The 23,117-nt window shown below is 66.7% G+C and carries 23 protein-coding genes; 13 read left to right on the top strand and 10 right to left on the bottom strand.

The annotated features are described in order from the left end of the window. The first annotated feature begins 260 nt into the window (after positions 1–260). The 7 genes from CFB39_RS11255 to CFB39_RS11225 all read left to right on the top strand — a co-directional run bounded on the left by CFB39_RS11255 (position 261) and on the right by CFB39_RS11225 (position 6,607). Entirely contained in the window at positions 261–965 is a 705-nt protein-coding gene (locus tag CFB39_RS11255; RefSeq protein ID WP_089425662.1) for a GntR family transcriptional regulator, read from the top strand. A gap of 150 nt (positions 966–1,115) precedes the next feature. Continuing rightward, positions 1,116–2,600, top strand: a complete 1,485-nt coding sequence (locus tag CFB39_RS11250) for an NCS1 family nucleobase:cation symporter-1 (RefSeq protein ID WP_089425661.1) — start codon at positions 1,116–1,118, stop codon at positions 2,598–2,600. 10 nt (positions 2,601–2,610) lie between these two features. After that, complete coding sequence (locus tag CFB39_RS11245) at positions 2,611–3,402, top strand: aspartate/glutamate racemase family protein (RefSeq protein ID WP_089473076.1); 792 nt, start codon at positions 2,611–2,613, stop codon at positions 3,400–3,402. A gap of 148 nt (positions 3,403–3,550) precedes the next feature. After that, positions 3,551–4,504, top strand: coding sequence for an allantoinase PuuE (gene puuE / locus CFB39_RS11240; protein ID WP_027787128.1), 954 nt, complete (start codon positions 3,551–3,553; stop codon positions 4,502–4,504). Next, on the top strand, positions 4,501–5,022 hold the full coding sequence (uraD, locus tag CFB39_RS11235; RefSeq protein WP_089473075.1) for a 2-oxo-4-hydroxy-4-carboxy-5-ureidoimidazoline decarboxylase: 522 nt from the start codon (positions 4,501–4,503) through the stop codon (positions 5,020–5,022). The genes puuE and uraD overlap by 4 nt, the downstream gene beginning before the upstream one ends. A gap of 62 nt (positions 5,023–5,084) precedes the next feature. Continuing rightward, the gene (alc, locus tag CFB39_RS11230) at positions 5,085–6,098 is read left to right on the top strand and encodes an allantoicase (protein WP_011352409.1); all 1,014 of its coding nucleotides are present in this window, start codon (positions 5,085–5,087) and stop codon (positions 6,096–6,098) included. Continuing rightward, positions 6,095–6,607: an ureidoglycolate lyase gene (locus CFB39_RS11225; RefSeq protein WP_089473074.1), complete on the top strand. Its 513-nt coding sequence runs from the start codon at positions 6,095–6,097 to the stop codon at positions 6,605–6,607. The genes alc and CFB39_RS11225 overlap by 4 nt, the downstream gene beginning before the upstream one ends. 81 nt (positions 6,608–6,688) lie before the next feature. Here the strand turns inward: CFB39_RS11225 and CFB39_RS11220 are convergent, their stop codons facing one another. After that, positions 6,689–7,654, bottom strand: coding sequence for a LysR family transcriptional regulator (locus CFB39_RS11220; RefSeq protein ID WP_089473073.1), 966 nt, complete (start codon positions 7,652–7,654; stop codon positions 6,689–6,691). A gap of 151 nt (positions 7,655–7,805) precedes the next feature. Between CFB39_RS11220 and CFB39_RS11215 the strand changes: the two genes are divergently transcribed. Next, positions 7,806–8,210, top strand: coding sequence for a RidA family protein (locus CFB39_RS11215; protein WP_089473072.1), 405 nt, complete (start codon positions 7,806–7,808; stop codon positions 8,208–8,210). Positions 8,211–8,241: 31 nt separating this feature from the next. Here CFB39_RS11215 and CFB39_RS11210 read toward each other — a convergent pair whose 3' ends face one another. After that, positions 8,242–9,057, bottom strand: coding sequence for an aminotransferase class IV family protein (locus CFB39_RS11210; RefSeq protein WP_089473071.1), 816 nt, complete (start codon positions 9,055–9,057; stop codon positions 8,242–8,244). Positions 9,058–9,190: 133 nt separating this feature from the next. On the opposite strand from CFB39_RS11210, the gene CFB39_RS11205 reads away from it, so the two are divergent. Then, positions 9,191–10,111 carry a LysR substrate-binding domain-containing protein gene (locus tag CFB39_RS11205; RefSeq protein WP_089473070.1) on the top strand — a complete coding sequence of 307 codons (921 nt, stop codon included), beginning with the start codon at positions 9,191–9,193 and terminating at the stop codon, positions 10,109–10,111. A gap of 72 nt (positions 10,112–10,183) precedes the next feature. Continuing rightward, positions 10,184–10,600 (top strand): ACT domain-containing protein, encoded by a 417-nt coding sequence (locus CFB39_RS11200; RefSeq protein ID WP_089473069.1) that lies wholly within the window; start codon positions 10,184–10,186, stop codon positions 10,598–10,600. Between the two features lie 92 nt (positions 10,601–10,692). Here the strand turns inward: CFB39_RS11200 and CFB39_RS11195 are convergent, their stop codons facing one another. After that, positions 10,693–11,886: a urate hydroxylase PuuD gene (locus CFB39_RS11195; protein WP_039342830.1), complete on the bottom strand. Its 1,194-nt coding sequence runs from the start codon at positions 11,884–11,886 to the stop codon at positions 10,693–10,695. 52 nt (positions 11,887–11,938) lie between these two features. After that, positions 11,939–12,292: a hydroxyisourate hydrolase gene (uraH, locus tag CFB39_RS11190; protein WP_089473068.1), complete on the bottom strand. Its 354-nt coding sequence runs from the start codon at positions 12,290–12,292 to the stop codon at positions 11,939–11,941. A 510-nt stretch (positions 12,293–12,802) separates the two neighbouring features. On the opposite strand from uraH, the gene CFB39_RS11180 reads away from it, so the two are divergent. After that, positions 12,803–14,215, top strand: coding sequence for an 8-oxoguanine deaminase (locus tag CFB39_RS11180; protein ID WP_089425650.1), 1,413 nt, complete (start codon positions 12,803–12,805; stop codon positions 14,213–14,215). A gap of 97 nt (positions 14,216–14,312) precedes the next feature. Here CFB39_RS11180 and CFB39_RS11175 read toward each other — a convergent pair whose 3' ends face one another. After that, positions 14,313–15,242, bottom strand: coding sequence for a LysR substrate-binding domain-containing protein (locus CFB39_RS11175; RefSeq protein ID WP_006762467.1), 930 nt, complete (start codon positions 15,240–15,242; stop codon positions 14,313–14,315). Between the two features lie 221 nt (positions 15,243–15,463). Continuing rightward, positions 15,464–15,673 carry a dodecin gene (locus CFB39_RS11170; protein ID WP_011352399.1) on the bottom strand — a complete coding sequence of 70 codons (210 nt, stop codon included), beginning with the start codon at positions 15,671–15,673 and terminating at the stop codon, positions 15,464–15,466. Positions 15,674–15,808: 135 nt separating this feature from the next. On the opposite strand from CFB39_RS11170, the gene CFB39_RS11165 reads away from it, so the two are divergent. Beyond that, entirely contained in the window at positions 15,809–16,702 is an 894-nt protein-coding gene (locus tag CFB39_RS11165; protein WP_089473066.1) for an NAD(P)-dependent oxidoreductase, read from the top strand. Between the two features lie 66 nt (positions 16,703–16,768). Here the strand turns inward: CFB39_RS11165 and CFB39_RS11160 are convergent, their stop codons facing one another. The 4 genes from CFB39_RS11160 to CFB39_RS11145 all read right to left on the bottom strand — a co-directional run bounded on the left by CFB39_RS11160 (position 16,769) and on the right by CFB39_RS11145 (position 20,147). Continuing rightward, positions 16,769–17,215: a hypothetical protein gene (locus CFB39_RS11160; protein WP_027784713.1), complete on the bottom strand. Its 447-nt coding sequence runs from the start codon at positions 17,213–17,215 to the stop codon at positions 16,769–16,771. Between the two features lie 332 nt (positions 17,216–17,547). Beyond that, a complete protein-coding gene (mscL, locus tag CFB39_RS11155) occupies positions 17,548–17,979 on the bottom strand; it encodes a large conductance mechanosensitive channel protein MscL (RefSeq protein WP_006487991.1) in 432 nt (143 codons plus the stop codon). A gap of 232 nt (positions 17,980–18,211) precedes the next feature. Beyond that, entirely contained in the window at positions 18,212–19,378 is a 1,167-nt protein-coding gene (locus tag CFB39_RS11150; RefSeq protein WP_089473065.1) for a tetratricopeptide repeat protein, read from the bottom strand. Positions 19,379–19,466: 88 nt separating this feature from the next. Further along, positions 19,467–20,147 (bottom strand): PspA/IM30 family protein, encoded by a 681-nt coding sequence (locus tag CFB39_RS11145; RefSeq protein ID WP_059233905.1) that lies wholly within the window; start codon positions 20,145–20,147, stop codon positions 19,467–19,469. A gap of 444 nt (positions 20,148–20,591) precedes the next feature. Here CFB39_RS11145 and CFB39_RS11140 point away from each other — a divergent pair, with 444 nt between their 5' ends. Further along, positions 20,592–23,108 carry a penicillin-binding protein 1A gene (locus tag CFB39_RS11140; RefSeq protein WP_089473064.1) on the top strand — a complete coding sequence of 839 codons (2,517 nt, stop codon included), beginning with the start codon at positions 20,592–20,594 and terminating at the stop codon, positions 23,106–23,108. The last annotated feature ends 9 nt before the right edge of the window (positions 23,109–23,117 follow it).

Genomic DNA, 23,117 nt, shown 5'->3' with positions numbered 1-23,117 from the left:
ATAAGCGCGCAACTAACGGTCAAGTATTTTCGTCGGCATCTGCAAGCTCGCCGCCGGATCCTGCACCAGTTTTGTCAACAAAATGACCGGAAGGGTATACGACGAGAAGCACACCTGTCATACGTCTCAGCCTTGACATGCATGGATTTGACGCATCGTGCACCGAACGAGGTCGTGGCGATGCACGCCGATTGTGCGCAATGCTTGAAAAGAATTGTTGACAATCTTTATGTCCACCCTAGGATGAGGATCATCACACGATGCCGATCATGAACGAGCCCGAATCCCACCCGTCCGGTGCAGCCAGTCCCGAAGCGATCGCCGAGCGGATCCGCACGGCGATCCTCGAGCATCGGCTCGCGCCGGGCGCGAAGCTGACGGAGGCGCAGCTCTGCGACGTGTTCAACGTGAAGCGCGGGGCGATCCGCCAGGCGCTCGCGCAGCTCGCGACCGACAAGCTGGTCGATCTCGAGCCGAACCGCGGCGCGTTCGTCGCGAGCCCGACGCTGCAGGACGTGCACGAAGTGTTCGAGATGCGTCGGATCATCGAGCTCGCCGTGGTCGAGCGGCTCGCGACCGGGCCCGGTGCGAAGCGGCTGAAGGGCGTCGCCTCGCTGATCGAGAAGGAACGCAAGGCGTTCCAGCGGCAGGACTTCGCGGCCTGGATCCGCCTGTCGGGCGAATTCCATACGGCGCTCGCGACGCTGATGGGCAATGCGACGCTCAGCGCGTGCCTCGAAGGGCTCGTCGCACGCTCGACGCTGATGTCGGCGCTGTACGAGTCGCACGGGCGCAGCCCGTGCTCGTGCGACGACCACGACGAGATCCTCGGTGCGCTGGAGGCCGGCGATCCGAAGCGGGCGGTGACGCTGATGGCGCACCACCTGCAGCATGTCGAACTGAAGATGCTGGACCGGCCCGCACAAGGGCAGGTCGATTTGCGCGAAGTGTTCGGCGGCGCCTGAGCGGCGACGCGAACCCGGCCACGCGCCACAAGAACGAGCGAAATGCAGGCCCGCGGCGTGTGCCGCGGGCCGCTGGTCCGACTCCGGGCGTCGATCCGGAGCGATATCGATGACGGTGGAGCGGCCTCCCGGCCGCGTCAAGGAGAAGTCATGGCTCAGTTCAGTGTGGCGCACGACAGCGCCTATCCGGCGGACGAAGGCGGCGAGGGCGGTGACCCGACACTGCCGAATGGTTACAGCGAACGTCTGTACAACGAAGATTTGGCACCCCTGAAAAATCAGACATGGGGCTCATACAACATCTTTGCGTTCTGGATGTCGGACGTGCACAGCGTCGGCGGCTACGTGTTCGCGGGCAGCCTGTTCGCGCTCGGGCTGACGAGCTGGCAGGTGCTGATCGCGCTGATCGTCGGGATCGGCTTCGTGAACCTGCTGTGCAACCTGATCGCGCGGCCGAGCCAGCAGATCGGCGTGCCGTATCCGGTCGCGTGCCGCGCGACGTTCGGCGTGCTCGGCGCGAACGTGCCGGCCGTGATCCGCGGGCTGATCGCGATCGCGTGGTACGGGATCCAGACCTATCTCGCGTCGAGCGCGCTGGTGATCGTCGTGCTGAAATTCTTCCCGCAATGGCTGCCTTACGCGGACGTGCATCGCCACGGCTTCCTCGGGCTGTCGGCAGTCGGCTGGGCCGGCTTCATGCTGCTGTGGGTGCTCCAGGCGTTGGTGTTCTGGAACGGGATGGAGACGATCAAGAAGTTCATCGACTTCGCAGGGCCGGCCGTCTACGTCGTGATGTTCATCCTCGCCGGCTACATGGTGTGGCGCGCGGGCTGGCGCAACATCGGCCTCAACCTCGGCGGCGTGAAGTACCACGGCGCGGAAGTGATTCCGGTGATGATCACGGCCGTGTCGCTGGTCGTGTCGTACTTCTCCGGGCCGATGCTGAACTTCGGCGATTTCTCGCGCTACTGCCGCTCGTTCGGCGAAGTGAAGCGCGGCAATTTCTGGGGGCTGCCGGTCAACTTCCTCGCGTTCTCGCTCGTCACGGTGATCACGACGGCCGCGACGCTGCCGGTGTTCGGCGAACTGATCACCGACCCCGTCGAGACGGTCGGCCGCATCGACCATCCGACCGCGGTGATCCTCGGTGCGCTGACGTTCACGATCGCGACGATCGGCATCAACATCGTCGCGAACTTCGTGTCGCCCGCGTTCGACTTCTCGAACGTCGCGCCGCGCCTGATCAGCTGGCGCGCGGGCGGGATGCTCGCGGCCGTCGCGTCGATCTTCATCACGCCGTGGAACCTGTTCAACAACCCGGCCGTGATCCACTACACGCTCGACGTGCTCGGCGCGTTCATCGGCCCGCTGTACGGCGTGCTGATCGCCGACTTCTACCTCGTCAAGCGCGGCCGGCTCGTGCGCGACGACCTGTACACGATGTCGGAAAGCGGCACGTACTGGTACACGGGCGGCGTGAACCGTCGCGCGCTCGCCGCGCTGTTGCCGGCCGCGGTGATCGCGATCGTCTGCGTGATGGTGCCGGGCTGGCAGGGCGTCGCGAACTTCTCGTGGTTCATCGGCGCCGGGCTCGGCTTCGTGTTCTACCGGCTGCTCGTGAGCGCGAAGGCCTGAGGAGCATGCGATGAAGATCCGACTGATCAATCCGAATACGACCCAGCGGATGACCGACGCGATGGGCCGCTGCGCGCGTGAGGTCGCGGCCGCCGGCACGGAGATCGTCGCGGTGAGCCCGCCGATGGGGCCGCCGTCGATCGAAGGGTATTACGACGAGGCACTGGCGACGCCGGGGCTGCTCGCCGAGATCGTTCAGGGCGAGCGCGACGGCTGCGATGCGTACGTGATCGCGTGCTTCGGCGATCCGGGCCTGTACGCGGCGCGCGAGCTCGCGCGCGGGCCGGTGATCGGCATTGCCGAGGCCGCGATGCATGCGGCGAGCGTGCTCGCGCCGGGCTTCTCGGTCGTCACGACGCTCGCGCGCACCTGCGGGATGGCGTGGCATCTCGCCGAGCGCTACGGGATGAAACGGTTCTGCCGCAACGTGCGCGCGACCGACGTCGCGGTGCTCGAGCTCGACCGGCCGGGCTCGGCCGCGCGCCGGATCATCGTCGACGAATGCCGGCGCGCGCTCGACGAGGACGGCGCCGACGCGATCGTGCTCGGTTGCGCGGGGATGGCCGAGTTCGCGCACGAGATCGAGCAGCAGATCGGCGCGCCGGTGGTCGAGGGCGTCACGGCGGCCGTCAAGTGGGCCGAGGCGCTCGTCGCGCTGCGCCTCGCGACCGCGAAGCGCGGCGACTACGCGCGCCCGCTGCCGAAGCGCTACGACGGCGCGTTCGCCCGCTTCAGCCCGCTGGACGGGGATCAGGCGGAACCGGTGCCGAATTTGCCGCAACCGCACATACACACCGTCTGACACGCACTATCTGCGCCGCTGTATGGGCGCGTATGGGCGTTTTCGCTAAACTGGGCCGTCATCGCATCGGCTTGCGCAGCCGGCCTCCGGCACCCGCGCAGTCGATGCGAACCCATTATTTCAGCGAGCTTTCGCCGCACTTCGAACCATGTCACTCGATCCCAACTATCCTCGCGACCTGATCGGCTACGGCCGCCATCCCGTTCAGGCGAACTGGCCGGGGCGCGCCCGCGTCGCCGTGCAATTCGTGCTGAACTACGAGGAGGGCGGCGAGAACTGCGTGCTGCACGGCGATCCGGGCTCCGAGCAGTTCCTGTCGGAAATCGTCGGCGCGGCCGCGTATCCCGACCGCCACATGAGCATGGAGTCGATCTACGAATACGGTTCGCGGGCCGGCGTGTGGCGCATCCTGCGCGAATTCGAGAAGCGCGGGATGCCGCTGACGGTATTCGGCGTCGGCATGGCGATCGAACGCCATCCCGAGCTCGCGCGCGCCTTCGTCGAGCTGGGCCACGAAATCGCGTGCCACGGCTGGCGCTGGATCCACTACCAGAGCATGACGCCGGAACTCGAGGCCGAACACATGCGCCTCGGGATGGAAGCGATCGAGCGCGTGACGGGCGAGCGCCCGCTCGGCTGGTACACCGGCCGCGACAGCCCCAATACGCACCGCCTGGTCGCGGAATACGGCGGCTTCCTGTACGACTCCGACAACTACGGCGACGACCTGCCGTTCTGGATGGACGTTGAAGTATCGGGCGGCAAGACATCGCCGCAGCTGATCGTGCCGTACACGCTCGACACGAACGACATGCGCTTTGCGACGCCGCAGGGCTTCAACACCGGCGATCACTTCTTCGACTACCTGCGCGATGCATTCGACGTGCTGTACGCGGAAGGCGACGAAGCGCCGAAGATGCTGTCGATCGGCATGCACTGCCGGTTGCTCGGCCGGCCAGGCCGGTTCCGCGGGCTGCAGCGTTTCCTCGATCACATCGAGAAGCACGATCGCGTATGGGTGACGCGCCGTGTCGATATCGCGCGTCACTGGCGTGAACATCATCCGTATCAGCCCAATCATCGAAACGAAGGGAAAGCATGAAGGCGATGCGCTACACGTTGGAACAACTGAATACGATGGCGCCGAGCGCATTTGTCGCGGCACTGTCGGGGATCTTCGAACATTCGCCGTGGGTGGCCGAAGTCGCCGCGGGCCAGCGGCCGTTCGCGAGCATCGACGCGCTGCACAAGACGATGTCGGGTGCGGTGGAAACGAGCGGCGAAGCGCGCCAGCTCGCGCTGATCAACGCTCACCCGGAGCTGGCTGGCAAGGCTGCCGTGCGCGGCGAGCTGACCGCCGAGTCGACGCGCGAGCAGAGCGGCGCGGGCCTCGACCAGTGCACGCAGGAAGAGTTCGACAAGCTGCTGACGCTGAACCGCACGTATCGCGAGAAGTTCGGCTTCCCGTTCATCCTCGCGGTGCGCGGCTATGACCGGCACGGCATCATCGCGAACTTCGAGTCGCGCGTGAATCACTCGCGCACCGAGGAACTGCGGGCGAGCCTCGACCAGATCTACCGGATCGCACGCTTCCGCCTCGACGACCTGATCGACGCCTGACATCGCAATACGGCCTGCTGCGTCGCAGCGGCCTGATCGCCTCACTGAAACAAGGAAACATCATGGCTGTTCCGCTTCTCGATCCCAACGCACCCGACTTCACGCGGCGCTACGTGAACCTGGCCGACCCGCGTCTCGGTGCGCAGGCGCTCGAAGCCAGCGACGATTTCTTCGCGCCGAAGGACCGGATGCTGAACCCCGAGCCGGCTGTGTTCATCCCCGGCAAGTACGACGACCACGGCAAGTGGATGGACGGCTGGGAAACGCGCCGCAAGCGCACGACGGGCTACGACTGGTGCATCGTCAAGCTCGCGCGCCCGGGCGTGATCAAGGGCTTCGACATCGACACGAGCCACTTCACCGGCAACTTCCCGCCGGCCGCGTCGATCGAGGCCGCGTTCGTGGCCGACGGCGCGCCGACGCACGCGACCGAGTGGGTCGAGATCGTGCCGTCGACGACGCTGCAGGGCAACAGCCATCACTATGTCGAAGCGAGCGATGCGCGTGCCTTCACGCACCTGCGCGTGAACATCTATCCGGATGGCGGCATTGCACGCCTGCGCGTGTACGGCCAGCCGCAGCTCGACTGGGCCGGCGCGAGCGCGACCGAGCAGTTCGATCTCGCGGCGATGGAAAACGGCGGTTACGTGGTGGCCGCGAACAACCAGCACTTCGGCGTCGCGTCGAACCTGCTGCTGCCGGGCCGCGGCGTGAACATGGGCGACGGCTGGGAAACCCGCCGCCGCCGCGAACCCGGCAACGACTGGGCGATCATCGCGCTCGCGCAACCGGGCGTGATCCGCAAGATCGAAGTCGATACCGCGTTCTTCAAGGGCAACTACCCGGATCGTTGCTCGATCCAGGCCGCGTACGTGTCGGGCGGCACGGACAGCTCGCTGATCACGCAATCGATGTTCTGGCCCGTGCTGCTCGGCGAACAGAAGCTGCAGATGGACAAGCAGCACTACTTCGAACAGGACATCGCGTCGCTCGGCCCCGTCACGCACGTGCGACTGAACATCATTCCGGACGGCGGCGTGTCGCGCCTGCGTCTGTGGGGGACGCTCGACAAATGAAGACGCTTGCCATCGAACCGCTGACCAAGGAAGCATTCGCGCCGTTCGGCGACGTGATCGAAACGGAAGGGGCTAAGCAGATCCCGATCAACCTCGGCACCACGATCCGCTTTCACGATCTCGCTAAAGTCGACGTGACCGATGAAGACGGCCGCACGCTCGTCAACCTGTTTCGCGGCCAGCCGCGCACGCTGCCGTTCGAAGTGAAGATGCTCGAGCGGCACCCGCTCGGCAGCCAGGCGTTCGTGCCGCTGAACGACCAGCCGTATCTCGTCGTCGTCGCGCCCGCGGGCGATCTCGATCCGGCGAAGATCCGCGCGTTCGTGACGAGCGGCTGGCAGGGCGTCAACTATGCGAAGGGCGTGTGGCATCACCCGCTGATCGCGCTCGGCGGCGTCAGCGACTTCATCGTCGTCGATCGCGGTGGCGATGGCCTGAACCTGAACGAGCAGGACCTGCAGGAATCGCTGTGGCTCATCGACGAGGCGCTGCACGCGCTGACGGCCTGAGTCGCCGGCGTTTTTGCCGGCGTCCGACGAAACCCGCGCATCATGCGCGGGTTTTTTTATGTGCGGCCAGTTCGGCGAGATTCAGGTCGCCGCGTTTGTGCGCGTGTCGCGCGAGCGGCCGGCGCCGCGACGCCGGTTCGCAACCGGTGCATGCTGCGCCATCAGCTCGGCGACCCAGTCGATGAACACACGCAGCTTCGCGCTGACGTGCCGGTTCGGCGGGAACGCGACGTACATCGGCATCGGTTCGAGTTGCCATTGCTCGAACAGCGGCACCAGTTCGCCGCGGGCGCGATGCGCGCCGGCCATGTAGTCGGGCAGCCACAGAATGCCCAACCCGGCGAGGCCGGCCTCGAGGTACGCATTGCCGTCGTCGACCGCGAGCACGTAGCGTCCGCGCACGGTGACCTGCTCGCCGTCGCATGTCATCGCGAACGGCAGCGCCTTGCCGGTGCGCGCCCACAGAAAGCCGACGATCCGGTGATGCGTATCCTCCAGCTCGTCCGGATGCGTCGGCGTGCCGGCGCGAGCGAGGTAAGCCGGCGACGCATACACGCCGAGCCGCAGGTCGCCGACGCGCCGCGCGACCAGCGAGCGGTCGGTCGGTTCGCCGCCGCGCACGACGCAGTCGACGTTCTCGCCGATCACGTCCACCACGCGGTCGCTCACGCCCATGTCGAGCTGGATGTCCGGATAGCGCGCATGGAACGCGGGCAGCGCGGGGATCAGGATCAGGCGCGCGAACGGGCTCGGCACGTCCACGCGCAGCCGCCCGCGGGGCGACGCGGAAGCCGCGGACAGGCTCGTTTCGGCATCGTCCATGTCGGCCAGCAAGCGCACGACGCGGTCGTAGTACGCGGCGCCGTCCGCGGTGACGACGACCTTGCGCGTCGTGCGATTGAACAGCTTCACGCGCAGCCGCGCTTCGAGCTGCTGCATGAGTTGCGTGACGGTGGTGCGGCTCATGTGCAGCGTCTCGGCCGCCTTCGTGAAACTGCCGGCTTCCACCACGCGGGCGAACGCCTGCATTGCGTCGAATCGATCCATCGGGTCAGGGCTCCGCGTCGGTCGGAATTGTTTGGTGCGTGCAAACAGTGTTGGACAGGGTTGCCGGTTTATTCGCCGCGCAACGATCCCTAAAGTGCCTTCATCGTTGATGCCGGGGCGGCTTCGCCCCACCAACCGAAGGAGGTAGGGGATGGTAAAGCGTAGCGTGGTTTTCCCGCCCGGTCGCCGGGCACTGTACGACCGCAACCGCTATTCGCCGGCGGTGCGCTCGAACGGCTTCCTGTTCGTGTCCGGGCAGGTCGGCAGCCGCGATGACGGCTCACCGGAGCCGGAACTGGGTGCGCAGGTCCGCCGCGCGTTCGACAACCTGAATGCGGTGTTGCGCGCGGCCGGTTGCACGTTCGACGACGTCGTCGACGTGACGGTGTTCCTCGTCGACCCTGAAGCGACGTTCGAGCGGATCTGGGAGATCGTTCCCGAATACTGGGGCGACGCGCCGCATCCGACGCTGACCGCGGTCGGCGTGACCTGGCTGTATGGGTTCCAGTTCGAGATCAAGGCGATCGCGCGGCTGCCGGAGACGGTCGACGGGTGAGCAGGGCGCGCGCGGCGCGTGGGGGCGCGCGTCACGGCGCGACGGGCGGCTCCTGTTCGTATGCGCGATGCAGCAGCGCGACGAACGACGATGCGTCGGGCAGTGTCGTCGCGCCCAACCGGCGCACGGCGATCCCGGGCGTCCACGAATTCATCACGACGGCGCCGGCCATCGACGGCAGGTCGGCCGGCGTCAGTTCGCGATCGTGCTGCGCGACCCCCAGGCGCGCCAGTTGCCGGCGCACGATGCGCATCGTGACGCCGCCGAGCATGCCGGCCACCGGCCACACGACCGCGTCGCCGGTCCAGAACGCGAGATTCCAGATCGAGCCTTCACTGATGCGCCCGTGGCGATCGACGAACGCCGCGTCGTCGAAACCCTGCGCGATCGCGCGGCGCAGGAAGTGCGTTTTCGCGACTTCGCCGACGTGCTTGATGTCCGGCAGCACGCGCTCGTATTCGAACAGCGCGAGATCGAGCGGGCCCGCGGGCCCCGACGATGGCGCGGCGGTGCGGACCAGCACGTCGAGCGTTTCGTCGTCGCGCGGCGCGACGAATTCGCCCGTCGTCGCATGCACGGTCGCCGTCAGCGACAGCGCCGACGGCGCGCGCTCGAGCGCGGCGCGCAGGAGCGTGCGAATCCGGTCGTCGGGCAGGGCCTGGCCGAACAGCGTGTTCGACGCATCGCGCAGCCGCGCGAGATGCAGGTCGAGGCCGCGCACGTGGCCGTCGCGTACCTGCATGGCGGTGAAATGCGCGTGGCCCGCGAAAGCCAGCGCAGCGAGCGCGTCGGACGTGGCGGCGACGCCGTTGATCTGGGCGACGGACGGGAATGGTGCAGCGGTCATCGGCGACTCTCCAGGTTGGCCGCGGGCTCGGGGCAGCGCGCGACATCTTCAAGAAAGCCTATTGTTTGCCGATTGATGCTGTCTTGAAAAACGAGTAGTTTTGGAACGGTCATCAAATCCGGTTTGAAGATCGATGGAACGCATGTGGCCCGGTACGCGCGCGCTGAGGACGTTCGATGCTGCGGCGCGGCACCTGAATTTCTCGCGAGCGGCCGACGAGGTCGGGCTGACGCCGGCGGCCGTCAGTCACCAGATCAAGGAAATCGAGGCGCAGCTCGACATGGTGCTGTTCGTCCGCACGAGCCGCAGCATCCGGCTGACGCCGGCCGGTGTCGTGCTGGCTGCCGCGGCCGCTGATGCGCTGGCGGGCCTGCAGCGCGCGACTGCCCGGGCACGGCGCGTCGCACGGGAGCAGACGGAGTTGCGCGTATCGGTCGGCGCGCGCTTCGCGACGCACTGGCTGCTGCCGCGCCTGCCGCGTTTCAGGGCCGAACATCCTGCGTTCGAGCTGTCGTTCGATATCACCGACCGGTTGCGCGATTTCGATGACGACGACGTCGATGCCGCGATCCGCTTCGGCACCGGGCGTTATCGCGATGCGTGCGCGCAGCGCCTGTTCGATACGTCGGTCGTTGCGATCTGCAGCCCGGCGTTGTTGTCGGCCGGGCCGCCATTGCGCAAGCCGCGCGATCTGCTGCGCCACACGCTGTGCCACGTGGACTGCGAAGTCGATGGCGTGATCTGGCCGCGCTGGTCCGCATGGATGGCCGCTGCCGGCATCGACGGTTTCGACGACAGCCGGTGCGTCGCGTTTCCGGATTCGAGCCACGTCGTGCAGGCCGTGACGGATGGCACGGCGGTCGGCTTGGCGGAGCCGCACATGATCGCGCGCGATCTCGCGGAAGGGCGCGTCGTGCAACTGTTCGACGTGAACGTCGACGTGGCGCCGGGGCTCGCCTATCACGTCGTGTATCCGGAGCACACGCAGGACGATCCGCGCATCGTCGCATTGCGCGACTGGCTCGCGGATGAAGTCGCGACGATGCACGCGTAGCGGTGACGGTGGCGCGTGCTATCGTGCCCGCATCTCCACCGCGCGACGCCCGATTCCGGGCATGTTCCTCCGATGAGCCAACCTGAAAACGACCTGGCGATCCTGCTGAGCACGATGCAGCCCGAATTGCATCCTGGCGCGTTCGCCTTCGTATCGCTGCCGACCGGCGCAGACGTATCGTTATCCGAAGTGATCGCAACGTTTCGCGAAGCGGAAGGGCTGACGGTCGTGGTCGAAGAGGAGACGGCGGCGCGTCACGGCTGGCCCGTGCTGTTCCGCTCGGCCTGGATCACGCTGACCGTGCATTCCGACCTTGCGGCTGTCGGCCTCACGGCGGCGTTCGCACGCGCGCTCGGCGCGGCCGGCATCAGTTGCAACGTGATGGCGGCTGCCTGCCACGATCACATCTTCGTGCCGTTCGACGATGGCCCGCGCGCACTCGACGCGCTCGTCGCGCTCCAGCGCGACGCGATGCGCGGTGAGCGCTAGCAACGCCGCTGCAACACGCAAAAAAAACGGGCCCGTAACGGGCCCGCGAACGGAAAGGATTGCGCCGGAACACGACCCCGGCGCACGGCGGCTTACTTGTTCGCGCCACCCTCGAACCACGCGGCGAGCTTCGTGCGCTCGTCGTCGGTCATGTGCGTGACGTTGCCGATCGGCATCGCCTTCAGGCGCACGGCCTGTTCATAGATACGCTGCGCGTTCTTCGACACTTCGTCCGGCGTGTCGAACATCACGCCCGCGGGCGCGCTGCCCATCAGCGTCGGCTTTGCCGAGTGGCACTCGACGCAGCGCTGCTGCAGGATCGGCATGATGTCGTTGATCACGACCTTCGGCGCGTTCGCGGCCTGCGCTTCCGGCGCGACCGGCTTCGGCGTCGTCCAGACCAGTGCGCCGGCCAGCAGCGCGACGCCGCCGATCGGCAGGTACCACAGCTGCTTGCCGCGGTGGCGCATCACGAAGAACTGGCGAATCAGCGCGCCGGCCAGCATGATCAGCACGAGCACGACCCAGTTGAACTTGTTCGTGTACGTCATCGCATAGTGGTTCGACAGCATCGCGAACACGACCGGCAGCGTGAAGTACGTGTTGTGCACCGAGCGCTGCTTGCCGCGCTTGCCGTAGATCGGGTTCGGCTCTTCGCCCTTGAGCATCTTGTCGACCATCTTGCGCTGGCCGGGGATGATCACGAAGAACACGTTCGCCGACATGATCGTCGCGAGCATCGCGCCGACGATCAGGTAGGCGGCACGACCCGCGAAGATGTGGCACGCGAGGTACGCGGCGGCGACCACGTAGATGCCGACGCAGATGCCGAGCACGCGGTCGTTGGTGCCGAGGATGCGGCACAGCGAGTCGTAGACGATCCAGCCGGCCGCGAGGAAGCCGAGTGCGGACGCGACGGCGACCACCGGGCCCATGTCGAGCACGCTCTTGTCGATCAGGTACGTGTTCGGTGCGAGCAGGTACAGCACGAAGAACAGCGAGAAGCCCGACAGCCAGGTCGTGTACGACGGCCACTTCGACCAGTGCAGGTCATCCGGCATTTCCGGCGGGGCCACCGTGTACTTCTGCATGTTGTAGAAGCCGCCGCCGTGGACGTGCCACAGCTCGCCGAACACACCGCGCTTGCGCTGGTTCGGGTCGGTCGGCGGTTTCAGGCTGTTGTCGAGCGCGACGAAATAGAACGACTCGCCGATCCACGCAATGGCGACGATGACGTGCAGCCATCGCAGCGCGAGGTTCAGCCAGTCGGTGATGAAGCCTTCCATGAAACTCCTCCAGACTCAAATCGTTTGTTTGATGCGGGCGCTGATTCGAATGTCAGCTGCCGCGATAGGTGCTGTACGACCACGGCGACACGAGCAGCGGCACGTGGTAGTGCGAGCCGGTGTCGGCAATGCCGAAGCGGAGCACGACGCGATCGACGAAACGGGGTTCGGGCACCTTCACGCCGAGCGACGCGAAGTAGTCGCCGGCATGGAACACGAGTTCGTATTCGCCGGCGGCGAGCGCGGCGCCTTCGAGCAGGGGGGCGTCGCAGCGGCCGTCGCTATTGGTCAGCACGGTCTTGATCGCGCGGCGCGATTCGCCGTCCAGCGCGTAGAGGTCCACCTTGATTGCAGCGCCGGGACGGCCGTGCGCCGTATCGAGTACGTGGGTAGTGAGCTTTCCCATTCGTTGTGTCCTTGTGTGAATGCGAGGTTCGGCGGCGACTCGATCCATTGACTGTGCGGCGGATCGAGGCTCCACGTCACGTGGCTACATACCCGTCGGCGAGATTGAAGCGAGCGCCGTGCAGGCATTGTAAAAAGGTTCCCCGCGCAAATACGGGCGCGATATCAAAGATAATGCGCCGCGCATGAGCGGCTGTCGACGGCACGCCGGAGACGGTTTCCGGCGTGCGTCTCGGGCCGTCGGCGGGGCGTTGCGCGGCGTACCATATCGAAACCGTGAAACGCAGTATTCCGGATCGCGCATTGTGTGCGGCGCGCGCTTGGGCGATCCTCCCGCCGTGCGCGTCGGCTCGTGGCCCGCGCGTACCCCGAAGACGGCGAGCACGCCGGGTAACCGGGCCAGGGCGTTCGAACGGACGCAGGCACCGGAGCGTGCCGCGATTCAGCGTTCGAACGGCTGTGTGACCGCTCCCAGGATCCGCCCCTGGGGGCAGACCGACGCGGAGAACGCATGAACCTCGAGCAGCACGCTGGCGCACGCGCGCCGAACCCCTCCTCATCCCGCCCGACAACCCTGCTGGTCAAGCACGCCGACGTGCTCGTGACCATGGACGACACGCGCCGCGAGCTGCGCGACGCGGGGCTCTACATCGAAGACAACCGGATCGTCGCGGTCGGCCCGACCGCCGAGCTGCCCGAGACGGCCGACGAAGTGCTCGACCTGCGCGGCCACCTCGTGATCCCGGGGCTCGTGAACACGCACCACCACATGTACCAGAGCCTCACGCGCGCGGTGCCGGCGGCGCAGAACGCCGAGCTGTTCGGCTGGCTCACGAACCTGTACAGAATCTGGGCGCATCTGACGCCCGAGATGATCGAAGTGTCGACGCTCACCGCGATGGCCGAGCTGCTGCAGTCGGGCTGCACGACGTCGAGCGATCATCTGTACATCTACCCGAACGGCAGCCGCCTCGACGACAGCATTGGCGCCGCGCAGCGGATCGGCATGCGTTTTCACGCGAGCCGCGGCGCGATGAGCGTCGGCCAGCGCGACGGCGGGCTGCCGCCCGATTCGGTCGTCGAGCGTGAGCCCGACATCCTGCGCGACACGCAGCGCCTGATCGAGACCTATCACGACGAAGGCCGTTACGCGATGCTGCGCGTGGTCGTCGCGCCGTGCTCGCCGTTCTCGGTGAGCCGCGACCTGATGCGCGACGCGGCCGTGCTCGCGCGCGAATACGGCGTGTCGCTGCACACGCACCTCGCGGAGAACGTCAACGACATCGCGTACAGCCGGGAGAAATTCGGGATGACACCAGCGGAATATGCGGAAGATCTCGGCTGGGTCGGCCACGACGTGTGGCATGCGCACTGCGTGCAGCTCGACGATGCGGGTATCAGCCTGTTCGCGCGCACCGGCACGGGCGTCGCGCACTGTCCATGCTCGAACATGCGGCTCGCGTCGGGTATCGCGCCGGTGAAGAAGATGCGTCTCGCGGGCGTGCCGGTCGGCCTCGGCGTCGACGGCTCCGCATCGAACGACGGCGCGCAGATGGTCGCGGAAGTGCGGCAGGCGCTGCTGTTGCAGCGGGTCGGCTTCGGGCCCGATGCGATGACTGCACGCGAAGCGCTCGAGATCGCGACGCTCGGCGGCGCGAAAGTGCTGAACCGCGACGACATCGGCGCGCTGAAGCCTGGCATGGCCGCGGACTTCGCCGCATTCGACCTGCGCCAGCCGCTGTTCGCGGGCGCGCTGCACGATCCGGTCGCGGCGCTCGTGTTCTGCGCGCCGTCGCAGACGGCGTACACGGTCGTGAACGGGAAGGTGGTGGTAAGGGAAGGCCGTCTGGCGACGCTCGACCTGCCGCCCGTCATCGCGCGTCACAACGCGCTCGCGCAGGCACTGGTGGAGGCATCGCGCTGACGGAAGGCTGAGGCGCCATCCGGCGGCCGTGTTGCCGCCGGGGCAGGCCGCCGGCTGTCGCCGCGCCGCGCAGAAACGGCGCGGGCGGTGCGCGCCGTTACGCTTCGATCAGCGTGCGGGTGGCTTCGGCGACGAGGCTGCGCAGCCAGCGTACTTCGTCGGAGTAATGGCAGCGCTCGTGCCACAGCTGGTAGTACTGCATCGGCGGGAAGTCGAGCGGCGCCGGCACGACCGACAGCGGCAGGAACTTCGCGTAGTGATCGGCGAACAGTCGCGTCGTCGTGAAGATCAGGTCGGACTTCACGAGCACGTACGGTGCGAGGTTGAAGTACGGCAGCGTGACGACCACGTGGCGCTTGAGCCGTTCGCGCGCGAGATGCACGTCGATCGCGCCGCGCTGGCCGACCGAGTACGGCGTCGGCGCGAGATGCGGTGCGTTCAGGTACTGGTCGAGCGTGAGCCCGCCGCGCTTCGCGAACGGGTGCGTGTTGCTCATCAGGCAGACGATCTCGTCGACGAACAGGTTCGACAGGTGCAGCTGCTCGGGCGGCTCGGGCCAGTTGCCGACGACGATGTCGAGCTTGCCGTCTTCCAGCGCAAGCTCGTAGTCGAACGCGGGGCCGAGCGAATGGAACTCGAGCGTCGCGTTCGGCGCGGCCTGGCGGAAGCGCTCGACCACGGTCGGCACGAACAGCACGTTCAGGTAGTCGGGGCAGCCGATCCGGTAGCAGCGGATCGACGTGGCCGGGTCGAAATTGTGCTGCTGGAACTTGATGCGCTCGATTTCACGCAGCGCGTTCTGCACGGGCTCGAGCAGGCGCAGCCCGTATTCGGTCGGCACCATGCCGGATTTGCCGCGCACCAGCAGAGGATCGCCGGTGATGTCGCGCAGGCGCCGCAGCGCGGCGCTGATCGCCGGTTGCGACTGGTTCAGTTTGACGGCCGCGCGCGTGACGCTGCGCTCCATCAACAAGGTGTGCAAGACGCGCAAGAGGTACGTGTCGATCGCCTCGCGTTGCTGACTCATGTTATCTCCGGTTTATATGGCTGGGCTGATCGAGGGGTGGGGTGGGTATATTGTTTTTAATATGAACGAAAATCAGCGTCAAGAGATGGATACCCGCAGGTACCCGCCGGCCGGGCCGCGACAAGGGGCCTGAACGGGTGCGAAGTGAGGCGCGCGGCGCCGCGCGGAAAGCGCGTTGCACGGATCCGGTCAGCGGCGCGGCGTGTGATGCAGGGGGCGCGTCAGTCGTCGATGCGCATGCCGACTTTCAGCGTGACCTGCCAGTGCACGACCTGGTCGCCTTCGATGTGGCCGCGCGTTTCGGTCACCTGGAACCAGTGCAGGTTGTGCAGCGTCTTGCCGGCTTTCGAGATCGCGTTACGGATGGCGTCGTCGCTCGATTGCTTCGACGAGCCGGTCAGCTCGATCATCTTGTACACGTGGTCGCTCATGATGCGCTCCCTGGGATGTCGGTATGGATGGCCGGCGCAAGCCGTGGTCCCGAAGCGGCGCCGCGCGTGCCCGGCTTCTTGAGTGATAGGTATGATGGGCGGCAAGTTCAACCCATATCGGAGACGAGGAGCATCGTGGAAGTCGGATTTTGCGGACCGGGATTGATGGGCGCGCCGATGATTCGGCATTTGCTGGCGGCAGGGCATCGGGTCAGCGTGTGGAATCGCTCGCGCGACAAGGCCGAGGCGCTCGTGAAGGACGGCGCGCAGGTGGTCGGCACGCCGCGCGAACTGGCGGAGCGCGTCGAGACGGTATTCGTGTGCGTGCTCGACGGCCGCGCGGTGGGCGATGTCGCGTTCGGCGAGCACGGCCTGCTGTCCGGCGATGCGCGTGCGCGTCGCCTGCAGCGCATCGTCGATCATTCGAGCATTGCGCCCGCCGCCACGCGCGATTACGCGGCGCGTGCAGCGGCGCTCGGCGTCGGCTGGGTCGATGCGCCGGTGTCGGGCGGCGTGCCCGGCGCGCAGGCCGGCACGCTCGCGGTGATGGCCGGCGGCCGCGCGGCCGATCTCGACGCGGTGCGGCCGCTGATCGACGCGTATGCGTCGCGGATCACGCACATGGGCGATGCGGGCGCGGGGCAGACGGCGAAGCTGTGCAACCAGGCGATCGTCACCGCGACGGTGACCGCGATCGCCGAGGCCGTCGGTCTGGCGCAGGCGAGCGGCATCGATGCCGCTCGGCTCGCCGAAGCGCTGGCCGGCGGCTGGGCCGATTCGGTGCTGTTGCAGACGTTCGTGCCGCGCATGACGTCGGGCGGTCATGCTCCGATCGGCGCGCTCGGCACGTTCCAGAAGGATGTCGATGCGATCGCCGACGCGGCGCGTGACACGGGCGCCGTGATGCCCGTATCGGCCACCGTGCAGCAGGTGTTGCGGCTTGGCGCCGCGCAAGGGCTCGCCGGTGCCGATTTCGCCGCATTCGTCGACATCGTGCGACCCGGCAACAGGCGTCAGCAGGTGTCGTGACGGGCAAGCGGGGCGCGTGAATGACAGATGGGCCGCCCGGAGGCGGCCCATCGAATGGCACGGTGATCAGCCGAGGGAGCGTGGTGTCGTGTCGCCGGCGTTCTGGCGACCGAGCCCGCCGCGCAGGCTCGCTTTCGTGCCTGCACCAAACTCGGGCAGGATGCGCGCACGCGCACGGCTGGCAAACACGAGGAAGCCGAAGCCGTTTGCTTCATACCAGTATCCGCCGTTCTCGAGGCCGTCCAGCGGTTGCTCGAGCGCGTTGGCGATCGATTCGATGCAGCGCTTGCGCAACTCGGCGATGGCGGGATAAGGCGGCTGGGCGCCGCGTACGCTGCACAGGAGCACGTCGAGACCGGGCAGCACATGTGCGTACAGGACGGGTTCGTCCTGCGCACGGGCGCGGGCAATCTTGGTGTCGAGCTGGGCAAACGGTTTCGAGTGGCGCAATACCGCGAGGAATGACTCCTGGCCATCCTGCTGGGCACGCCGACGTTTTTTCGGGAAGGACATAAACACTCGCCTCAAAAACAATTGCAAGAAATGCGGCACTTTCATGCGACCCACTCCCGGCTATGTACGCCGCATGTCGATCCTTTATAGCACACGAAAATGCTGCCTTCGTGCAGTACGACGATCAATGTCTCCCGTCGACCTGCTCGCCATGATCGACACAGCCAGCGTCTTGGCGCCCGTACTGTCGTTTAGTCTCCATCATAGACCTGCTTTCCCCGCACGTGCATTCGCCCGTCACAAAAAAGTGAGATAGGCCGCATGCGGCGGTGCATCGCGCGCGCAATAAAAAGGCCCGCACGGGGCGGGCCTGGCTGGCGGGGCGCTGGGCTTCAGCGCTGCTTCAGCGAATCGCGGATCTCGCGCAGCAGCACCGTATCTTCCGGCGTCGCGGCCGGTGCGGCTTCTTCCGGCTTGCGCAGCTTGTTGATGAATTTCACCATCAGGAAAATGATGAACGCGAGGATGACGAAATTGATTGCCACCGTGATGAACGAGCCGTAGCCGAACGCGGCGACACCCGCGGCCTGCAGGTCCTTGAACGAATCGGGATTACCCTTGAACGTCGGGGGGATGGTGCCGAGCAGAACGAACTTGTTCGAGAAATCCAGGCCGCCGGTCAGCACGCCGATGACCGGCATGATGAGGTCTTTCACGACCGAGTCGACGATCTTCGAGAACGCGCCGCCGATGATCACGCCGACGGCGAGATCCATGACGTTGCCCTTGACGGCGAACTCCTTGAATTCCTTGATGATGCTCATGAGCGGCTTTCTCCTGTTGGGGGCGAGAGGAGGCGTGCCGCGACGCGCAGGGATGCAGAGCGTCGAATGAGGGTCGGTGGCACGCCGATGGCCGCATGATAGCGAACGCTCCCCATTGCCGGTAGTCCATCTTGAAATGATTGACAAATCCGCGCGTCGGCGCGGCCGGCCCTGCAGGGGAGCGTGGCGTGCAATGCAGCGCGTCGCGGGGGCGTCGACGCGCTGCGTAGCGTCAGGTGTTGTCGTCGGTCCAGCCGTCGTCGTTGCTGCCGAGATCCATGCCGCCGCCGCCACCGTTGCCGTCGCTCCAGTTCGAACTGTCGCCGCGGCCGAGGTCGAAGCCCGGGTCGTTCTCCTGCCGGCGGCGCTCGCCGTCGACGATCACGTCGCGTTCGACCACGCGCTCGCGGCCGCCGGACATCGCCTCGCCGAGCAACACACCGGTCAGCAACCCGCCCATGCCGCCGCCGAACCCGCCGCCGCCTTGCTGGATCACCACCGGCGGTTGCTGTTGCGGGTAGGGCTGCTGAGGATACGGCTGGCCTTGCGCGCCCGTCATGCGATCGGCTTCCTGCGCATACACGGAGCCGCTGCCGTTCGCCGGTGCCGCCGGTTGCGCGGCCGGGTCGGGACGGCCTTCGACGCGTGCCTTCACGCTTGCATGACGCTGTTCGAGTTCATCGACGCGATACGGCGGCACCGGGTTCTTGCCGTTCGACAGCGTTTCGACGAGCGTGCGCGCATCGGTCTCGATCGCTTCGAGTTCGCCCGTGAGCGCCGCGGCGCCGGGCGCCGTCGACAGCTTCGCGTCGAGCTTCAGCGGGCGGATGTCGTTCAGCACGTCGGTGGCGCGCTTGAGCTGAGTGCGGCGTTCGTCGTCGGCGCGGCTGTCGTCGGCCGTGCGTGCGCGCCGCAGCGTCCAGCGCAGCACCAGCGCGATCACCGCGGCGATCAGCCCGAAGCCGATCCACATCCCGGTCGACGGGCCGTGTTTTTCGGCCGGCGCGACAGCGGGCGCGAGCCCCGGCTGCAGCGTCACTGCCTGCGTGGCCGACGGCACGTTGCCGCTCACGCGCGCGGCGTCGGCGCGGATGCGCGACTCGGTCTGCGCGAAGCGCGATGCGTCGGTGAACTTGAGTTGCGGATCGAGCGTCTTCGCGCGCCGCAGCTGCTCGAGTGCGTCGGACGCGCGACCTTCGCGATCCAGCACCTGTGCGTACAGGTAGCGCGCATGCGCGTTGTTCGGATGGGCGTCGATGACTTGCGACAGCTGCGTGTCGGCTTGCTGCCAGTTGCGTTGCGCGATCGATTGCTCGACCTGCTGCAGCGACGGGACCGCAAACGCGGCGGACGACAGCACCATCAGCGAGAGGCCGAGTGCGGCGAGAGATTTCTTCATGGTCGAACCGGGCGCAGGCGCCCGTCTCCTGACGATCGGTTCGCGCCGCGCCCGGGGCGGGCGGCGGCGCGGTTGCCCGCAGTGGCCGTTACTGCGCGGGCGTGTCCAGCTGCTTCTTCAGCGCGGCGAGGCGATCCTCGACCGACGGGCCCTTGTTCAGCGCGGCGAGCTTGTCGTCGAGCGCCTTGCCGCTCGACGTGTCGGCCGAATTCAGGCGCGCGTCCGAGCGGGCGTTCTGCAGCGCGACCTTGTCCTCGAGCTTCTGGAAGTCCTCGGACAGGTTCTTGCCGCCGATGCCGCCCAGGGCGCTGGCCGCGACGTCCTTCGCCTGCGCGATTTCCTGCTTGGCCTGCAGGATGTTCGAGCGTGCATTCAGGTCGTTGCGGCGCTGACGCATGTCGGCGATCTGCCCCTTCAGCTTGTCGACCGACGGTTCGAGCGTCGTCAATTCGGCTGCGAGCGCGTCACGCTCGGCTTCCGCGTTCGACTGCGCGGCGAGGGCCTCGCGGGCGAGCGCTTCGTCACCGGACTGCAGCGCGCGCTTCGCGCCGTCCTCGTACTTCTTCACCTTGTCGTCGGCCGCATCGCGCTTGCTGCGCTGGGTCGCGACCTGTGCCTCGATCTCGATCAGCGAATTCTCGGCACGGCCGATGCTGTCGTCGAGCTCCCGCACGATCTGCCGTGCGTCGCGCGACGGATCCTGTACCGAATCGGCCGCATCGTTCAGCAGGCCTTTGATCGTGCGCGAAACAGAGTCGAAAAGCGACATGAAATCCTCCGTGGTTGAAAGGCGCCGCGTGAGAGCGGCAGTGCCCGTTGCGAGCCGGTTCCGACCCGCATGAGCCGGCGGATATTACACCACCGGTTCACTTAAATACGGCTTAAACGCGCGAGTTCAAGCGGCTTGCGCATCACGATGTCGAACCTTTCGCGATTGAAAGAAAGCCGGCGCGTGCGCGCGATATTGCGTGTCCATGATAGGCAGAGGATGCCGACAATACGTTCCTTAAATCACGGCATTGCGGGAATTTTTACAAAAAATCGCGAAGGCACCCGGTCGATTTCATTAAAATGCGCTGTCACGTCGCGGGAACGGATCGCCGCGCGGCGGGGTCTGTCGACGTGACAGCCGCATCACGCTGTATCCGCTCTGATTCATTCGCCTGCATTTCCGCATGCGTCCGAGGGCGCCACGACCGCCCGCCATTCCGACATGCCAATTATCAAACGACCGCCTTCTTCTTCCGACAGGAACGAACCCCACTACACGCTGCGCCGTTCGCCGTCCGGAGCCTATTACCCCGATGACGACGATCGCGACGACGACCGCCGCACCCAGCGCAGCAGCGGCGGAGGGCGTGGTCGCTCGTTCGGCTCGCGCGTCATGCTGTGGTTCGCCGGCCTCATCGCGACGCTGGCGATCGTCGGCGCGCTGATCGTCGGCTACGCGCTGGTCGTGATGGCGCCGCAACTGCCGTCGCTCGATGCGCTGACCAACTACCAGCCGAAGGTGCCGCTGCGCGTGTTCACGGCCGACCACGTGCTGATCGGCGAGTTCGGCGAGGAGCGCCGCAGCCTCGTGCGCTTCCAGGACATTCCGGACGTGATGAAGAAGGCGGTGCTCGCGATCGAGGACTACCGCTTCTACGAACACGGCGGCGTCGACTTCGTCGGCATCCTGCGCGCGGGTGTCGCCGACCTGATGCACGGCGGCGCGCGCCAGGGCGCGAGCACGATCACGATGCAGGTCGCGCGCAACTTCTTCCTGTCGAGCGAGAAGACCTACACGCGCAAGATTTACGAAATGCTGCTCGCGTACAAGATCGAGAAGGCCCTGACGAAGGACCAGATTCTCGAGCTGTACATGAACCAGATCTATCTCGGCCAGCGCTCGTACGGCTTCGCGGCCGCCGCGCGCGTGTATTTCGGCAAGGACCTGAAGGACATCACGCTCGCGGAAGCGGCGATGCTTGCGGGGCTGCCGAAGGCGCCGTCCGCGTATAACCCGGTCGTCAATCCGAAGCGTGCGAAGGTGCGCCAGGAATACATCCTGAAGCGCATGCTCGAGGTCGGCTACATCACGCAGCCGCAGTACGACGAGGCCGTGAAGGAAGAGATCCACGTGCGCACGCCGGGCAACCAGTACGCGGTGCACGGCGAGTACGTCGCCGAGATGGTGCGGCAGATGATGTACCAGCAGTACAAGGACGAAACCTATACGCGCGGGCTGACCGTCACGACGACGATCAACTCGTCCGACCAGGAAGCCGCGTACCAGGCCGTGCGTCGCGGCATTCTCGACTACGAGCGCCGCCACGGCTATCGCGGGCCGGAAGCGTCGATCAAGCTGCCCGCGGCCGGCGACGACCGCGACGAGGCGATCGACGACGCGCTCGCCGATCACCCGGACAACGGCGACCTGCAGTCGGCGGTCGTGCTGTCGGCATCGCCGAACGCGGTCGAGGTGCAGTTCGTCGGCGGCGCGACCACGACGATCGGCCCGGCCGGGCTGCGCTTCGTGGCGGGCGCGCTCAGCCCCCGCGCGAACGACACGCTGCGCATCAAGCCGGGCTCGGTCGTGCGCGTGCTGAAGGACGGCAAGACGGGCTGGCAGGTCGTGCAGCTGCCGCAGGTCGAAGGCGCGCTCGTCGCGATCGCGCCGCAGGACGGCGCGATCCGCTCGCTCGTCGGTGGCTTCGACTTCAACAAGAGCAAGTTCAACCACGTGACGCAGGCCTGGCGGCAGCCGGGCTCGTCGTTCAAGCCGTTCATCTACTCGGCGTCGCTCGACAAGGGGCTCGGGCCGGCGACGATGATCAACGACGCGCCGCTGTACTTCCCGCCGAGCGTGCCGGGCGGCACTGCCTGGGAGCCGAAGGACGACGACCAGCCGGACGGCCCGATGACGATGCGCACCGGCCTGCAGCGTTCGAAGAACCTCGTGTCGATCCGGATCCTCGCGTCGATCGGTACGCAGTACGCGCAGCAGTACGTCACGCAGCGCTTCGGCTTCGATCCCGCGAAGACGCCGCCTTACCTGCCGATGGCGCTCGGCGCGGGCCTCGTGACGCCGCTGCAGCTCGCGACCGGCTATGCGGTGTTCGCGAACGGCGGCTACAAGGTCGATCCGTACCTGATCGCCGAGGTCGACGACGCACGCGGCCAGGCGCTGCAGAAATCGCAGCCGGTGCTCGCGGGCAGCACGGCGCCGCGCACGATCGAAGGCCGCAATGCGTACGTGATGAACAGCCTGCTGCATTCGGTCGCGACGGCCGGCACGGGCGCCGGCACCAACGCACTGGGCCGCAGCGACCTGCAGGGCAAGACGGGTACGACGAACGACGCGAAGGACGGCTGGTTCGCCGGCTACCAGCAGTCGCTCGTCGCGGTCGCGTGGATGGGCTTCGATCAGCCGAAGAGCCTCGGCAGCCGCGAATTCGGCGCACAGCTCGCATTGCCGATCTGGGTGAACTACATGCGCACCGCGCTGAACGGCGTGCCCGAGCAGCAGATGCCGATGCCGGACGGCCTGACGTCGATCGACGGCGAGCTGTACTACGCCGATCGCACGCCGGGCAACGGCTTCGTCGCGAACGTCGACATCAACCCGGCCGAGAATTCGATCAGCGCGAACGACGCACTCGGCTCGGCTGGCGCGGCGGGGCTTGCGCCGCCGCCCGTCACGCCGCAGGAGAAGCAGCAGATCATGGACATGTTCGAGAGCAAATAAGCGGCACGC

Origin of the sequence: Burkholderia sp. AU6039 (assembly GCF_002223365.1) — a bacterium.
GTDB lineage: Bacteria > Pseudomonadota > Gammaproteobacteria > Burkholderiales > Burkholderiaceae > Burkholderia.
This window is presented reverse-complemented; position numbering and strand designations above follow the sequence as displayed.

Excerpts from the sequence above, each read along its gene's own strand:
- CFB39_RS11195 (WP_039342830.1), bottom strand. The coding sequence starts at position 11,886 with ATGGAAGGCTTCATCACCGACTGGCTGAACCTCGCGCTGCGATGGCTG.
- CFB39_RS11160 (WP_027784713.1), bottom strand. The coding sequence starts at position 17,215 with ATGTCCTTCCCGAAAAAACGTCGGCGTGCCCAGCAGGATGGCCAGGAG.
- CFB39_RS11250 (WP_089425661.1), top strand. The coding sequence starts at position 1,116 with ATGGCTCAGTTCAGTGTGGCGCACGACAGCGCCTATCCGGCGGACGAA.
- CFB39_RS11255 (WP_089425662.1), top strand. The coding sequence starts at position 261 with ATGCCGATCATGAACGAGCCCGAATCCCACCCGTCCGGTGCAGCCAGT.
- puuE (WP_027787128.1), top strand. The coding sequence starts at position 3,551 with ATGTCACTCGATCCCAACTATCCTCGCGACCTGATCGGCTACGGCCGC.
- CFB39_RS11245 (WP_089473076.1), top strand. The coding sequence starts at position 2,611 with ATGAAGATCCGACTGATCAATCCGAATACGACCCAGCGGATGACCGAC.
- CFB39_RS11225 (WP_089473074.1), top strand. The coding sequence starts at position 6,095 with ATGAAGACGCTTGCCATCGAACCGCTGACCAAGGAAGCATTCGCGCCG.
- CFB39_RS11220 (WP_089473073.1), bottom strand. The coding sequence starts at position 7,654 with ATGGATCGATTCGACGCAATGCAGGCGTTCGCCCGCGTGGTGGAAGCC.
- CFB39_RS11170 (WP_011352399.1), bottom strand. The coding sequence starts at position 15,673 with ATGAGCGACCACGTGTACAAGATGATCGAGCTGACCGGCTCGTCGAAG.
- uraH (WP_089473068.1), bottom strand. The coding sequence starts at position 12,292 with ATGGGAAAGCTCACTACCCACGTACTCGATACGGCGCACGGCCGTCCC.
- CFB39_RS11150 (WP_089473065.1), bottom strand. The coding sequence starts at position 19,378 with ATGAAGAAATCTCTCGCCGCACTCGGCCTCTCGCTGATGGTGCTGTCG.
- CFB39_RS11210 (WP_089473071.1), bottom strand. The coding sequence starts at position 9,057 with ATGACCGCTGCACCATTCCCGTCCGTCGCCCAGATCAACGGCGTCGCC.
- CFB39_RS11140 (WP_089473064.1), top strand. The coding sequence starts at position 20,592 with ATGCCAATTATCAAACGACCGCCTTCTTCTTCCGACAGGAACGAACCC.
- CFB39_RS11205 (WP_089473070.1), top strand. The coding sequence starts at position 9,191 with ATGGAACGCATGTGGCCCGGTACGCGCGCGCTGAGGACGTTCGATGCT.
- alc (WP_011352409.1), top strand. The coding sequence starts at position 5,085 with ATGGCTGTTCCGCTTCTCGATCCCAACGCACCCGACTTCACGCGGCGC.
- CFB39_RS11175 (WP_006762467.1), bottom strand. The coding sequence starts at position 15,242 with ATGAGTCAGCAACGCGAGGCGATCGACACGTACCTCTTGCGCGTCTTG.
- CFB39_RS11215 (WP_089473072.1), top strand. The coding sequence starts at position 7,806 with ATGGTAAAGCGTAGCGTGGTTTTCCCGCCCGGTCGCCGGGCACTGTAC.
- CFB39_RS11180 (WP_089425650.1), top strand. The coding sequence starts at position 12,803 with ATGAACCTCGAGCAGCACGCTGGCGCACGCGCGCCGAACCCCTCCTCA.
- CFB39_RS11145 (WP_059233905.1), bottom strand. The coding sequence starts at position 20,147 with ATGTCGCTTTTCGACTCTGTTTCGCGCACGATCAAAGGCCTGCTGAAC.
- mscL (WP_006487991.1), bottom strand. The coding sequence starts at position 17,979 with ATGAGCATCATCAAGGAATTCAAGGAGTTCGCCGTCAAGGGCAACGTC.
- uraD (WP_089473075.1), top strand. The coding sequence starts at position 4,501 with ATGAAGGCGATGCGCTACACGTTGGAACAACTGAATACGATGGCGCCG.
- CFB39_RS11200 (WP_089473069.1), top strand. The coding sequence starts at position 10,184 with ATGAGCCAACCTGAAAACGACCTGGCGATCCTGCTGAGCACGATGCAG.